Annotated in this window: 23 protein-coding genes; 22 read left to right on the top strand and 1 reads right to left on the bottom strand. The window is 52.1% G+C overall.

The genetic code is table 11. The features are described 5' to 3' along the window. Window positions 1-2: 2 nt before the first annotated feature. The 11 genes from VGS11_10865 (at window position 3) to VGS11_10915 (ending at window position 6,112) form a co-directional block, all read left to right on the top strand. Entirely contained in the window at window positions 3-350 is a 348-nt protein-coding gene (locus tag VGS11_10865) for a hypothetical protein (GenBank protein ID HEV2120585.1), read from the top strand. Next, window positions 347-658: a hypothetical protein gene (locus tag VGS11_10870; GenBank protein HEV2120586.1), complete on the top strand. Its 312-nt coding sequence runs from the start codon at window positions 347-349 to the stop codon at window positions 656-658. Before VGS11_10865 ends, VGS11_10870 begins: the two co-directional genes overlap by 4 nt. Before the next feature lie 169 nt (window positions 659-827). Further along, window positions 828-1,037 carry a hypothetical protein gene (locus tag VGS11_10875; protein HEV2120587.1) on the top strand — a complete coding sequence of 70 codons (210 nt, stop codon included), beginning with the start codon at window positions 828-830 and terminating at the stop codon, window positions 1,035-1,037. Then, window positions 1,034-1,306 carry a hypothetical protein gene (locus VGS11_10880; GenBank protein ID HEV2120588.1) on the top strand — a complete coding sequence of 91 codons (273 nt, stop codon included), beginning with the start codon at window positions 1,034-1,036 and terminating at the stop codon, window positions 1,304-1,306. The genes VGS11_10875 and VGS11_10880 overlap by 4 nt, the downstream gene beginning before the upstream one ends. Further along, entirely contained in the window at window positions 1,303-1,509 is a 207-nt protein-coding gene (locus tag VGS11_10885) for a hypothetical protein (GenBank protein ID HEV2120589.1), read from the top strand. The genes VGS11_10880 and VGS11_10885 overlap by 4 nt, the downstream gene beginning before the upstream one ends. Then, window positions 1,506-2,231, top strand: a complete 726-nt coding sequence (locus VGS11_10890) for a hypothetical protein (GenBank protein HEV2120590.1) — start codon at window positions 1,506-1,508, stop codon at window positions 2,229-2,231. The genes VGS11_10885 and VGS11_10890 overlap by 4 nt, the downstream gene beginning before the upstream one ends. A 27-nt stretch (window positions 2,232-2,258) precedes the next feature. After that, window positions 2,259-2,846 (top strand): hypothetical protein, encoded by a 588-nt coding sequence (locus VGS11_10895; GenBank protein ID HEV2120591.1) that lies wholly within the window; start codon window positions 2,259-2,261, stop codon window positions 2,844-2,846. Further along, a complete protein-coding gene (locus tag VGS11_10900) occupies window positions 2,843-3,427 on the top strand; it encodes a hypothetical protein (GenBank protein ID HEV2120592.1) in 585 nt (194 codons plus the stop codon). The genes VGS11_10895 and VGS11_10900 overlap by 4 nt, the downstream gene beginning before the upstream one ends. After that, the gene (locus tag VGS11_10905; protein ID HEV2120593.1) at window positions 3,424-4,893 is read left to right on the top strand and encodes a DUF87 domain-containing protein; all 1,470 of its coding nucleotides are present in this window, start codon (window positions 3,424-3,426) and stop codon (window positions 4,891-4,893) included. The genes VGS11_10900 and VGS11_10905 overlap by 4 nt, the downstream gene beginning before the upstream one ends. After that, window positions 4,883-5,179 (top strand): hypothetical protein, encoded by a 297-nt coding sequence (locus VGS11_10910; GenBank protein ID HEV2120594.1) that lies wholly within the window; start codon window positions 4,883-4,885, stop codon window positions 5,177-5,179. The genes VGS11_10905 and VGS11_10910 overlap by 11 nt, the downstream gene beginning before the upstream one ends. A gap of 408 nt (window positions 5,180-5,587) precedes the next feature. Next, window positions 5,588-6,112 (top strand): hypothetical protein, encoded by a 525-nt coding sequence (locus VGS11_10915; GenBank protein HEV2120595.1) that lies wholly within the window; start codon window positions 5,588-5,590, stop codon window positions 6,110-6,112. Here the strand turns inward: VGS11_10915 and VGS11_10920 are convergent. Further along, a complete protein-coding gene (locus VGS11_10920) occupies window positions 6,109-6,285 on the bottom strand; it encodes a ribbon-helix-helix protein, CopG family (GenBank protein ID HEV2120596.1) in 177 nt (58 codons plus the stop codon). The genes VGS11_10915 and VGS11_10920 overlap by 4 nt on opposite strands. Here VGS11_10920 and VGS11_10925 point away from each other — a divergent pair. From VGS11_10925 to VGS11_10975, 11 genes are all read left to right on the top strand, one after another. After that, window positions 6,285-6,818: a hypothetical protein gene (locus VGS11_10925; protein ID HEV2120597.1), complete on the top strand. Its 534-nt coding sequence runs from the start codon at window positions 6,285-6,287 to the stop codon at window positions 6,816-6,818. The genes VGS11_10920 and VGS11_10925 overlap by 1 nt on opposite strands. Continuing rightward, window positions 6,815-7,318 carry a hypothetical protein gene (locus VGS11_10930; protein ID HEV2120598.1) on the top strand — a complete coding sequence of 168 codons (504 nt, stop codon included), beginning with the start codon at window positions 6,815-6,817 and terminating at the stop codon, window positions 7,316-7,318. Before VGS11_10925 ends, VGS11_10930 begins: the two co-directional genes overlap by 4 nt. Next, window positions 7,319-7,867 carry a hypothetical protein gene (locus tag VGS11_10935; protein ID HEV2120599.1) on the top strand — a complete coding sequence of 183 codons (549 nt, stop codon included), beginning with the start codon at window positions 7,319-7,321 and terminating at the stop codon, window positions 7,865-7,867. It begins immediately after the preceding gene. Between the two features lie 85 nt (window positions 7,868-7,952). Then, a complete protein-coding gene (locus tag VGS11_10940; protein ID HEV2120600.1) occupies window positions 7,953-8,207 on the top strand; it encodes a hypothetical protein in 255 nt (84 codons plus the stop codon). Continuing rightward, on the top strand, window positions 8,204-8,359 hold the full coding sequence (locus VGS11_10945) for a hypothetical protein (protein ID HEV2120601.1): 156 nt from the start codon (window positions 8,204-8,206) through the stop codon (window positions 8,357-8,359). The genes VGS11_10940 and VGS11_10945 overlap by 4 nt, the downstream gene beginning before the upstream one ends. A 2-nt stretch (window positions 8,360-8,361) precedes the next feature. After that, entirely contained in the window at window positions 8,362-8,796 is a 435-nt protein-coding gene (locus VGS11_10950; protein HEV2120602.1) for a hypothetical protein, read from the top strand. Between the two features lie 141 nt (window positions 8,797-8,937). After that, window positions 8,938-9,108, top strand: coding sequence for a hypothetical protein (locus VGS11_10955; protein ID HEV2120603.1), 171 nt, complete (start codon window positions 8,938-8,940; stop codon window positions 9,106-9,108). Between the two features lie 364 nt (window positions 9,109-9,472). Further along, complete coding sequence (locus VGS11_10960) at window positions 9,473-10,264, top strand: hypothetical protein (protein HEV2120604.1); 792 nt, start codon at window positions 9,473-9,475, stop codon at window positions 10,262-10,264. A 261-nt stretch (window positions 10,265-10,525) separates the two neighbouring features. Next, window positions 10,526-10,837, top strand: a complete 312-nt coding sequence (locus tag VGS11_10965; GenBank protein ID HEV2120605.1) for a hypothetical protein — start codon at window positions 10,526-10,528, stop codon at window positions 10,835-10,837. Next, window positions 10,830-11,114, top strand: coding sequence for a hypothetical protein (locus VGS11_10970; GenBank protein HEV2120606.1), 285 nt, complete (start codon window positions 10,830-10,832; stop codon window positions 11,112-11,114). The genes VGS11_10965 and VGS11_10970 overlap by 8 nt, the downstream gene beginning before the upstream one ends. A gap of 48 nt (window positions 11,115-11,162) precedes the next feature. Continuing rightward, window positions 11,163-11,367, top strand: a 205-nt coding sequence (locus tag VGS11_10975) for a hypothetical protein (GenBank protein ID HEV2120607.1), incomplete at its 3' end; no start/stop codon positions are given.

Consider the following 11,367-nt stretch of genomic DNA (forward strand, 5'->3'; position numbering starts at 1 on the left):
GTTTGATCCTCTGCCCCGACGAGCCGCACAATCACCTCCCCGGGGAACTCGACGAGACGGTCAAGGCTTTCAAAGCCCTCGTCATGCGGAGCAGCTTGATCCATGCTACAGGATCGGGTATGTCGATCGCTGCCTTCGATCAGTTGATACACAACGCCAAGGAAGGAGCCACCAAGCTCGACGATCTGATTGACGAGATCTCCTACACTTGGGAAATCGAATCTAAGGGAGCCCGGGGAGAAGACGTTCCCGCGAGGCGAGCCTTGGTCGCCAAACAGATCCGGACGACGATCGACATTGTGAAGATCCTGACTCATGAACTCGAATTCAAGGTGGATCGGGGAGTATGAGTCAGGAAATAGAACTCAAGGATCAACTCGCGGAGAGCGAGAAGTTGACCAAGGCTGCGAAGGAATTGGTCGAAGTCAAACGGTTCGACTCCTCTGTCTCTGACGACGAGTTCCTGAAGGTCGTGTATGCCTACCTCGATCTGAAGGAGCAAACAGGACATGTCAAGGCTGCCCTTATCAGGCTCGAAGACAATGAACGCGAAGTCGGATCTGCTGACGACGACAGAATGAGAGAGTCTGAGAGCAAACTCGAGAGATTACTTTCAGAGATACCCGGGCCCGAAGCCGAGGAGGGAGCTACAGGTTGACATTTTGCGACCAAGACCTTTGCTCCGAGGACGCAGATTTCGCCTTGAAGATGGGGACTCTTGTTGGGAGATACTGCACCGTTCACTTAGTTAGATACATGCAGAGTGGCAACGTCAGTTTGCCTGTCCCGATTTGGCCCGCAGAGACAGAAGACTCCGAGATCTTGGAGTGGAAACAATGATCTGCACGAAGTGTCACCACGGGACTAACTGCTACGCAGAGCTTACCCTCGAAGTCAGAGAACGATTCGTGAACGAGCATGCTCCGCACAATCCAAAATGGGCGCGAAGGTGGAGACGCCTGATCGCCGAAGCCAAGGTCGCCAAGCTCGAAGGCAAACCCCATTGGTTACTGCTTCAACCGAGGGTGATCGCATGACCAAGGATCCCGACGCGACGACTACGACCGAAGTCTTCCTCGGCGATCTCGAGGTGCTGCAGGACTTGAAAGACTACAGGGATGAACCCAACAAGGTCACGATCCGTAGAGTCCTGAAGGTCTACCTCGACGAGCTGCTGAAAAAGAAACCTGTGATCCTGATCGACACTCAGAGGTTCATGGATCTCGACACAAAACTGAGGAAAGCTCTGATCGCGGGGGACTACGACGGGGTCGTGCAACGAATTAGGGAGCTGTCGAGGAAATGACCCTCCAAGCAGCCAAGGCAGTCCTCCTCGCGACGAAGAATGTCGCGAATGTCGCACAACGTCATGTGAAGGAAATGCCTCAGTCGACATACGATGAGGTCTCGGATCACCTCGAGAAAATGACAACGGCTCTAATGAAATGGGTCGACATTGAGAAGCAGGCTCAGGAAGCAGCAGACAGGGTCAAGGAGGAGCTCGATTGACTCGTGGCTGCGGAGACCGACAGGATCAGGCACTCTACGCGACTGTGCCGAGCTCTCCCTTCGGAAAGCCGATCGACTATTTTCTCGTCGATCCAACGATCCGATTCGACGCCAAGAACCTGAGGGCTCCAATGCTCGTCCCCGATCCAGAGGGAATCGTGCATGTTGTCCTCGGAGTAAGTGCCGAGTTCTACCCGACGATCCCTGACTTCGTCGAAGAAGCCCGGGTCATGGGAATCTCGAAAAGACTACCAAGAGATTTTGACCCGAAGAAGCTGACCCCCGGGAAATCGAAACTGCTGCTCTTTCACCCCAAGGCGACTCCCGACTTCCCCCACGAGAAGCTAATGACAAAGGAGACGTGCCCGACCTTGACTTCCAAGGATCACGAGTGCATTGGAGAGCTATGGCCCCTCTGCGTCTACGAGCCTTCGACTGACAAGCACACGGTAGTCTTCGGATTACCTGTGGACTCGATCAAGACTCCGTCGACGTCATACCAAGTCAGGCATGCTCACCTGAAGATCAGGGGATTCAAGATGGTCACAACGAAGAAGGAGGGGGCCCTCCGGCCCAACAAACCCCTGAAGTATCTCCCGGGGATTTTCCTCGCCTTCCCTACTTTCAACTTCGAGTATGTCTCCAAGTCCGGAGAGATCCCTGCTGACGTCGTCGAGAGGATTGACAGGGCAGGCTACGAACTCAAGGTGGTTCCGGAATGAAGTGTGCCTTCTGCGGTCGTGACTACCTTGTCGGTTGGGATCACCCGAAATTCGATCCAAGGGGCCCGAGGCACAAGCCCGGTGAAAGGATCGGTCGTGGCTGCCCGGGAACTCCGCATTGGAAATGTCCCAAGTGCGGCACCTACAACGGAAATCCCGATCAGATCTGTCGGAAATGCAGAGAGCCTAAACCTGCCAAGGAGATTGTTGCCTGAATTGGTCACAGATCATGAATTCAAGGAAGCTGTAAAGACGCTTGACAGGAGAGACAGAATCATTGCACTCTACCTCGCAGAGAAGATCGACGAAGCCAAGGCTCTTAGGATTCTCGACGAAGAGAGGCTGAAGAAGGAAATTGGCAGCACAGCACTCGAGATTCTGAAAAAAGAATCATACGAGGTCTTCTTCAGCTATGAAAAACGACTGCTTGAGCTCGTCGACTCTGTCGCAAAGGATAGGAAAGCAGCAGCTCGGATCTTCGAAGTCTTGCAGGCCAATCACACACGGATTGCCGCGAATCTCGTCCTACTCGCCAAACGCCTCAATATTAAGCTCACAGCCACAGAATTTACTCCAATCACCGGAGAGATAAGAGGAATCGATCTCAAGAAATGACCAAGACCAAGACCAAGGAGATCGGCGAGCAGCATGACGTCAAGACCCGTCGACGGGACTACAGAGTTCATGTCCGGGGCAATCCTGCTGAGGAGGCCCTACTGATCGAGAAAATGACCAAGGAAGGGAAGACTCAGACTGAGATCGGGAAGGCTCTGTCATTGAGTCAGCCGCAGATCTCCAAGCGTCGGCTCCTGCTGAAACTCCTTCCTGCTCTCTTCGAGAAGCTCCGATCCGGAGAACTGCTGCCGACTGCAGGCTACATGCTCGCGAAGATGGACGAGTCTATTCAGAAGGAATACAACGGGGAAGACAAGGTGACTGTGAGGGCTGTCGAATCCAAGCGCAGGGAGATCCTTGTCTCCTCTGAGCTGACAGCCCTCCTCGTCAAGAAGATCGACGTCGATCCTCCAAGAGATCACACAGCCAAGTCGCTCTATAGGATCACAATCGATATGAGTTGTCCTTGGATCCAGCACGACCCTCCCTTCGATCCCAAGGAGGTTGGGGATTGGCTCGTCAAGGAGATCAAACGGAATACGGAAAAAGTCAAGGTCGTCGACGCGGGTTGGGCTCCATGAGTGTTTTCCTCGGCTTCGAAAAGGGCACAGGGAGCCCGGTCTCAGTCCCCATAACTCACACCTTGATCGCAGGCACGACAGGATCCGGCAAGACAGTCACCATGCGATCGATAATCGCGCAGACAAGAGGAGGAGGCTACTCCGTCCTGATAATCGATCCCAAGAATCCCCCGGACTATGCGGAGCTCGAGCATATCGAACCCTATGTCGAGAAGCGGGGTGATCCCCTCAGCGTGAAGAAACTACTCGAAGCGAAAAACAAGATTTGGCTTCGCAGGGAACTCTCCTACCTGATCGACGCTTTCAAGGATAATCCGAGTTGGGACGTCGCGCTGAGACGGATTCAGGATCGCATGAAAGAAAAGATCCATCCGATCGAGCTCAAGGATCTCAAAGTCGTCGAACTACTCCTTCGGGAGCTCGTGACTGAAATGAAAGAGATAGATTTCGCCGACGATCTTGACCTAACTCCCGGGAAAATCTCAGTCATGGACATTAGCAAAATGACCCTCGGACTGCAGCAGCTCGTCGTGAAGTCTGTCGCCACAAAGATCCTGTCAGAAACAGGATCCCACGTTATTCTCGTGATCGACGAATTCCACAGAGTCGCGCCCCGGGACAAGCCGAGCGCAGCCAAGGACTCGATCGAGATCTTCATTCAGGAAGGCAGGGCCTCGTCGAAATGGCTCTACGGCAGCAATCAAACTGTGACAGGAGTCGACGAAGCTGTCAGGAAGCAATTTCAGGTTTGGCTACTCGGCAGACAGAATGACGTCAACGAAGCAAAAAGAGTAGTCGACCAAGTCCCCGGGGAGTTGAAGCTGTCATTCAAGGACGTCTATCAGCTCAAAGCAGGTTGGTTCATTGCCAATGATTTCACCGAGGGCACGAGCAGACTGATCTACGTTGTGCCCCAAGGGATCGACGTGAACGACGGTCGAAAGATCGCGATAGGTCACAGTCCTCCGGCAAGACTCGGGCCTTCGAAATCGGAGCCAACTGTGACCGTATCTGAAATCGGCTTGCGAGAGCAGACAACAAAAGTCTTGGAACTCGAAGGACAAGTCAAGGAGGCCAAGACCGATCTTGCCCGGGCTCTCGACGACGTCGACAGATTGACACAGGAAAAGACTCAGCTCGAAGCGACTGTCGAAAAGTTCGAGGAGTTCAAAACTCTCCTGAAAGATTTCCTCGGCCCTGCAGGATCCAAGACCGAGCAACTCGATAACACAGTCAGAGCAAACCTGAAGCTCTATGTAGACAATCCAACCGTCCCTACTGCCGCTCGGGATCTTCTGAAGGTCTTTCAACAGACTCCGAAAGGAACGATCCTGACCAAGTCACAGGCAGCAATCCAAGCTCGGAGATCACCAAGGGGAGGAGCGACCTTGTCAGGTTGGGCCTATTTGACTCGCAACAAGCTCGTTGAACTGACCGAAGGTGGAGTGAAACTCTATGGCGAATGAATTGACAACCGTTATGGTGAGCATAAATCATCTTAAACCCGAAGATGCAGCTTGGCTCGCAGGATTTGTAGACGGTGAAGGTTCAATCACACCCGTAACCTCAATCAAGGAAAATGGTAGAATTTACCGCTATGTCAGAGTCGAAATTAGGGTTCTGTTAACCCATCAACGGCCGACATCTCCGGCACCAGCGCGGTTAACAGTCCATGCTTCAAACAACCCCGGCGGGGGCGCTGTCAAACCAGCGTGGGACGTTCAGGCTGTCAAAGTTCGGGGGATGGCCTAAACATTGGGAGACTCCGAAAAAGAATGGGCTCGTCTCAACCACCTCTCTGTTATTCTCCCTCTTAAATACGGAAGTATCATCTCGGAAGGCCGTGAGCCGTCCACCGAGGCCTCCGACGCGGAGGGTGTTCTGGGTCATCATGATATTCTACATTCTTGTCCTTTTACTGTTCTTCCCGAACCTCCTAACACAAGGCCCGGTAGCCCTCCTACTGAGCCCAATCAACCTCGCCAACGTGCTTCTAATCGGGTTAATCATCGCGGAGTCGGCTCCTTTTTTATCCATCCACGGCTCGGGCTTGAATCGTTCACCAAACTAACCGTCCATCGGCATCCAGACATCCTCCGGCTCCCCTTCGAAGAAAAAGAGCATTGGGGGAAGGGGAGAATCGAAGTCAGGGCGAGGGTCGTGAACCGTGGAATGTTCACTTGGTTCTTCCTCCCCACAGTCAGAGCAAAGGACGCGAGAGCAAGACTGTTGTTATTCGACACCAAATCCAAAGATGTCTATCATGTGAAATGCTTCTGGACATCCGAACTGAGTGAGACGATGGACATTCCGGCCAGTTTCACGCCCGAACTTCTAACTTTGTTTCAGATTCATCCCTACACCCACCAAGTTATCCTTCTCGGTGATAAGGGAATCGAGCCCATCCCGACCGGAAGATACGCATTCACGCTGATATTGGATGCGGAAGCGACGAGCGCAACGGAAGTGGACATGGACGAATATGATTTTCCCAATTCGTTCCTCGATGACAAGAATGCATTCGACGTTTGGAAAGGCACGCTGAAGGAGGATGGCTATGCCGTGTTCTTTGAACGGACTTCGGATAACCGCACGGTCGCAAGGACTGTCGGCAAGATTCCTCCAGCTGACTTGGCGAGAATCAAGAGCAAACTGAAGTTCGCGTTCACTTGGGAGGAGGTTTAGCCCTTTGCAAGATATTCGCTCAGTATGTATCGGATTGTCTCCGGTATCGAGTCAAGAGCGCGTTTCTTCCGCTCCAACTCCAAGCGCTTCTTCATCTCTTCGGTTATCGAGATGTTCAGTTTCTCCATCATACCCTCTCCCCTCTCGGCCTGAGTATTTATGCTTCGCCCCATTGGGCGGGCCTTGGAAAAATGGAGTCTCACTCGCAATCGCGACAACCCATCTGATCTACAACGTAGACGCCCGGAATCTGAAAATCGTCAATGGCAACGGCAGCCTCGGATCTCTCTCGGCTACTCTAATGGTGAATGGATCACTCGATTCAGCCATGCACATCAACAACTTCAATATCAGAACCTTGCGACTCAACTCGACAGCTTACAAAGTCGAAGTCTTCGTCGGCCACGTTGATCTCCTCGAGGGCAAATATTTCCAATCACAACTCGCGAATACAGGGCCTTCGATTGCGGGACTTGGCGTAGTCTCCTTCGACAATCTGAATTTTGCTTTCGCGTATAATTGCCTGACGGGACGGATCGGCTATCTCGCGTCTGCCAACACCTCAATCTTCTCCCTCGCCAAAATTGCACAGGGCACAGCAATCGCAGAGATCGAGCGATCGTTAGGACGCAGCTCGATCTCCTCCCCTTTTTCCGTATTACGCTCGGTCAATCTTTTCAGAGTTGAGGAGGCAATGACAATTTGAAGACAATCAATCCCAATTCGCTGAATCAACAGTCACTCCGCATGGGCAAACACAGAAACTATCTCGCAGGCAAAAAGTGGAAGGAAAGAAATCACGAGAAAAGGAATGCACAACACAGGCGAACTATTGAACGTCTGCGATTAGAAGCTCTTCATGCCTACGGGAGAAACTTCCCAATCTGCGAATGTTGTAGTGAGTCAAATCCAAAGTTTCTGACCCTGTCTCATCCGGACGGAGACGGACGCATTCAACGTAAAAGCGTGGTCATTGGAGGCAAGAACAAAGGTGGGGTTGCATTTTACAGAGCTCTTAGACGTCTTGGATTCCCAAAGAATTTCAGAATCCTCATTGAATGCTTTAACTGCAACATTGGGGCGACAGCAAACGGAGGAGTCTGCCCTCATAAAACTGTTACGCTCGGGATCCCTAATCCGGGCGAGCTGAAGGCAAAAGGTAACAGTCCCAACCTTCTGCCTCCGGCCCCGGCGAAGGAGGACTAAATGACTGAGAATATCCGAGATCGATTCCTCAACCAAGGCCGACGCACAGGGAATTTCACCTCTTTCCCAAATTTCAACAAAGTCGGAGACGAAAAACTTCTCCCGACTGCTCACGAAGAGCTCGAGAAGATCCTGCGGGCCGCAGGTTGGGAGATCACGGAACTCAGGCCGATCACAACCAAGCAGCTCAATGCAGTCCAAGCTCTGAGGTTCATGATCTCAGACAAAGTGAGGTCGTGGATCCTACCCCTTTGTGCCAAGAAATACCCAATCTCAAGACCGGACACCGGAGCTCTGTGGTTTTCGGTCTCTGAGGTCGTAATCAACGCAGCTCACCAATACGGGGACAACGTCGTTCTAACATATCTTTCGCAATTAGGAAAGATCTACGCGACCCACGCCGGAGCAGCAGAACCCGACAATTTCGGAGGCGACTACCTGAGATTCAACGAGCGATATTATGGTTGGAACCTGAAGGCTGCAATCAGTCTTGACAAGTGGATGAAGGATCCAAGCAGTCTCACCGTGCAGGAGCGATTGCTTCCATGAGCAGACGTGATTGTGCGATCCTGATTGGAGTAGAACTCGCGTCGACCTTGATCGTCCTGATCGTATTCGCTTGGAGAATCTTCCATTGAGGCTGCGACCTGCCCGGGTAGACAGAGGCCAAAAATGGGGTGAGCTCAAACAGGCTTGGAAGGACTACTCCACAGCCAAGAAGAGATTTGACACCGAGACAATGAAGAGCTGTGCCAACAAGATCAGAGCTGCTCAGGTTGCACTCGAAATCCCTGTCGCAGATTTCGACGAAAAGGGAAGACAACGATTCCCGATGAAATTGAACCGCGTCAAGACGACACAGGTTGAACCGGGGCAGGCAGGATTTTGATCGTCTGCCAATATCGGGTCTTCAGCAACCTCGAGGACTTCGACGGAAAGGATTCGAAAGCCAAGGTCGTGATCTGCGGGTCGAACGACGTCGACGAAGGACAAATCTTCTGTAAGATTCATGTCGCGCAAATGAAGGAGGTTATTCATTAGGAATGCGATTCTATCTCGGCATGAATTTCAACGGAGGAGGAATCGAGATCGCGAAGAAGTTGATCCCCATGCTCGAAGAATTGACCGGAGACCAATGCACGAGTCGTTGGGTATGGAGCGAAGCCCACAAATCTCAAGAGTTCCGGCTGACGATCGCGATTACGGATCTCGTTGACATTTCCCGGGCTGACTACGTCCTTCTTGCTCCATTGACCGAAACTTCGAGAGGTGCTCATGTCGAGCAAGGTTTCGCTTTCGGTCAGGACAAACCTGTCTATCTCTACCGACCTAAGGAGATCAACGGAACGGGATTCGATTCCCTGTGCAAACCTTGGAAAGACGAGTGGATCCAAGCACTCGAAGAGATTCTCGGGGAGTCCAAATACCCTGTCGACGAAAAGCCGATCGGTTGGGTAGGCACCGAGGGATCTCCTTGAAGTGCTCTGCATGCAACGGAGGCACGTTTGGAATAGGGGAAACTATTCGCTGCTCACGCTGCGGTGAATTGGAGAAGCAATGCACTTGTCGGCCTCTGCGTTATCTGAATCCAAAGAGACGGAAGAAATGAAGGAACTACAATGACTCTACCCGAACATTGCTCGAAGAGGGACTGCAGGGAAAAGGCGACGATTATCTTGATCGAAGTCGAAGCGGTCAACGAAGCCGGGGACGTCGAGATTACCACTTTTGGATTCTGCAGCTATGACCACCTGTCAATGTGGCTCCGCGACGGTGAAAGATACAAATGAAGGAAATAGACAATCAAGATTATCGAAGAATTGTCGTCGCACTTCTTGGAACAAGGTGCTCCTTCTGCGGATCGACAAAGGCCCTCCAAATTGATCATATCCTTCCGCTCAGTAGAGGGGGATCAAACGAAGCTACTAATCTGAGACTTCTCTGTAAAAATTGCCATTTTATCCGGCATCTTCAAGACGGGACTTTCGCTCCGGGGCTCAAAAAGGCAGGAGAACGATCAGCCCCCCACCCCTTACTTTCTACTGTTTCCACTCGAAACTCGAGGCTCGAATGGGACGATCGAACGGAAAGAAAATTCCGATCAAATCCTAAGGCTTCCTCAGCAACTCGCGCGTTTCTCAGGAGGTTTCCACCTTGAAGGATTTTCGTAGATCTGATGACGATGATCGCGAGCAGCATTTCGTCGAATCACTCAAGGGCCCTATCGACTTGGTCAAGGCTCAGATCTTCACGATCCAGATCACTCGAAGAAAGAAGACTTGGAACGTGACGCTCGGCCCCGACAACATTGCCAACTTCGACTCCGACGGAAGGATCCAAGGTTTTCGCAGACAGATCGTCGTGAAGTATCTACTGAAAAGGGATGGGAACCATTGCATGATCAGGAGCCCTTTCTGCCTGATGGGAGACAATCCCTTCGAGAATCCAATGGGTGCGACGATCGATCATATTCAACTCGCTCCTCAGGGTCAGGATCCGGATCAGCACTTCCGCAATCTGAGGCTCGCCTGCTCACCATGCAATGCACACTATCAGAAGGTTCAACGTCTCCAATGGAAATCTAATCTTGCAGTCACAGGCACCTTAGATAGAGAGAAAATCCCGCGCACACACAGACACGCAAAGCTCTCCGACTTGGACAAGGAAAGGGCCTCTGCGGAGATCAAGATCAACCTCGACATTTACCCCGTCTTCTGCAGGTGGTTGAAAGACGAGATCGACGAGAAGCAGGAGATCACGGTCGACCACGCAATCTCAGGTGGAGCGAAATACATGAGGAAGAAGTGCGGCTACGGATCTGTGCAGAGCTCGAGGGCCTACCTCAAAATGGAGACGTCGGAGGAAGGCAATTTCGTGATCGTCGAAGGAATGGTGAGACGAAGGGAGAAGAAGGCCAAGGTCGTCAAGGAGGCCCGAATTGCTTAATCACACATATACCGAAGTTGAGCTCTCAAAGCGAGGAGAGGATAGACCAAAGCATGAAGCGAGACCCCTCTACCTGAGAAACAAGAGAGGTGAATACGTCAAAGTTGCGAACTTCTGCCCTGTCTGCAGAACGATTGATTGGGTGATTCCTGTTTGAGTTCTGTCAGGCCGAGACTCCATTATGTCACAGCCAATAAGAGGCCCGGTGCCGTGTCAGGAGAGACTTTAACGGGAGTGAGACCCTCCCGCACGGGGTAGGCCATGACCAAGCGTCGATCGAGGGCAAAAGTATCACCGAGGGCCCGCAGAAGGGGGGCTTCTGATAGGATCGGCTTCACTCCCCGGGAGCAGGAGATCATTGAAGTCGGGTCTCTCCCTCCCTACAAGACCTACAGAGAGATCGCCGAGATCTTGACCAAGACTCACCCCCGGGATCGCGTCACCGAAGCAGCCGTAAAGAACGCAATGTCCCGGGCAGGCTACCGGGCCCTGCGAGCGAACTCCTATCAAAAGAAGTGGTATGCCTTCGCAGGACTCCGACGTCGACTCAGGAGAGGTATTCAAGATGAATAAGTGGTCTCCGGTCAAGGTCTACCCCGGAATCGCAGACGCAAGTCACGCCACAGAGTCAGGACGACATAGCGAAAAGTCCAGCGCGTCGGTTCCCACCACGACAAAGAGTGCTCCGAGCCGCGTGGTATTGAACAATCGGAGTGCCGACAACGAAAGCGCGAGGGGGTCAAAGGGCTCAATTAACGAATCGTCTGACTCGGCGAAAGAAAAGATTCTCGCCTGCGGACATACGAAAACTGAGCATGGCCTGAACTTCATTGGACATGGGGCCCATTGACTAACATTCGAAATATTTCAGACGACGAAAAAACCAAATGCGTAAGCTGTGGACGTCACCTATCAAATCACGAACGCGGTCAACTCCTCTGTTGGCCCTGCGAACGGCATTATCGGAGGACAATGCTCGGACAAGACTGCCAATGCCCTGTCTATTGTGAACTGTGCAACATGCCTCCAATGGAAACTCCGAAGCTATGACCAACGACAGGAACCGACTCGCGAAGAAACAACGAGAGAATCTAATCAAGAAA

Source organism: Candidatus Bathyarchaeia archaeon, assembly GCA_035935655.1.
GTDB lineage: Archaea > Thermoproteota > Bathyarchaeia > 40CM-2-53-6 > 40CM-2-53-6 > 40CM-2-53-6.

What these genes read in the sequence shown, in the direction of transcription:
- VGS11_10870 (HEV2120586.1), top strand. Translation starts at nt 347, where the DNA reads ATGAGTCAGGAAATAGAACTCAAGGATCAACTCGCGGAGAGCGAGAAG.
- VGS11_10880 (HEV2120588.1), top strand. Translation starts at nt 1,034, where the DNA reads ATGACCAAGGATCCCGACGCGACGACTACGACCGAAGTCTTCCTCGGC.
- VGS11_10885 (HEV2120589.1), top strand. Translation starts at nt 1,303, where the DNA reads ATGACCCTCCAAGCAGCCAAGGCAGTCCTCCTCGCGACGAAGAATGTC.
- VGS11_10900 (HEV2120592.1), top strand. Translation starts at nt 2,843, where the DNA reads ATGACCAAGACCAAGACCAAGGAGATCGGCGAGCAGCATGACGTCAAG.
- VGS11_10905 (HEV2120593.1), top strand. Translation starts at nt 3,424, where the DNA reads ATGAGTGTTTTCCTCGGCTTCGAAAAGGGCACAGGGAGCCCGGTCTCA.
- VGS11_10910 (HEV2120594.1), top strand. Translation starts at nt 4,883, where the DNA reads ATGGCGAATGAATTGACAACCGTTATGGTGAGCATAAATCATCTTAAA.
- VGS11_10920 (HEV2120596.1), bottom strand. Translation starts at nt 6,285, where the DNA reads ATGGGGCGAAGCATAAATACTCAGGCCGAGAGGGGAGAGGGTATGATG.
- VGS11_10935 (HEV2120599.1), top strand. Translation starts at nt 7,319, where the DNA reads ATGACTGAGAATATCCGAGATCGATTCCTCAACCAAGGCCGACGCACA.
- VGS11_10950 (HEV2120602.1), top strand. Translation starts at nt 8,362, where the DNA reads ATGCGATTCTATCTCGGCATGAATTTCAACGGAGGAGGAATCGAGATC.
- VGS11_10955 (HEV2120603.1), top strand. Translation starts at nt 8,938, where the DNA reads ATGACTCTACCCGAACATTGCTCGAAGAGGGACTGCAGGGAAAAGGCG.
- VGS11_10965 (HEV2120605.1), top strand. Translation starts at nt 10,526, where the DNA reads ATGACCAAGCGTCGATCGAGGGCAAAAGTATCACCGAGGGCCCGCAGA.
- VGS11_10970 (HEV2120606.1), top strand. Translation starts at nt 10,830, where the DNA reads ATGAATAAGTGGTCTCCGGTCAAGGTCTACCCCGGAATCGCAGACGCA.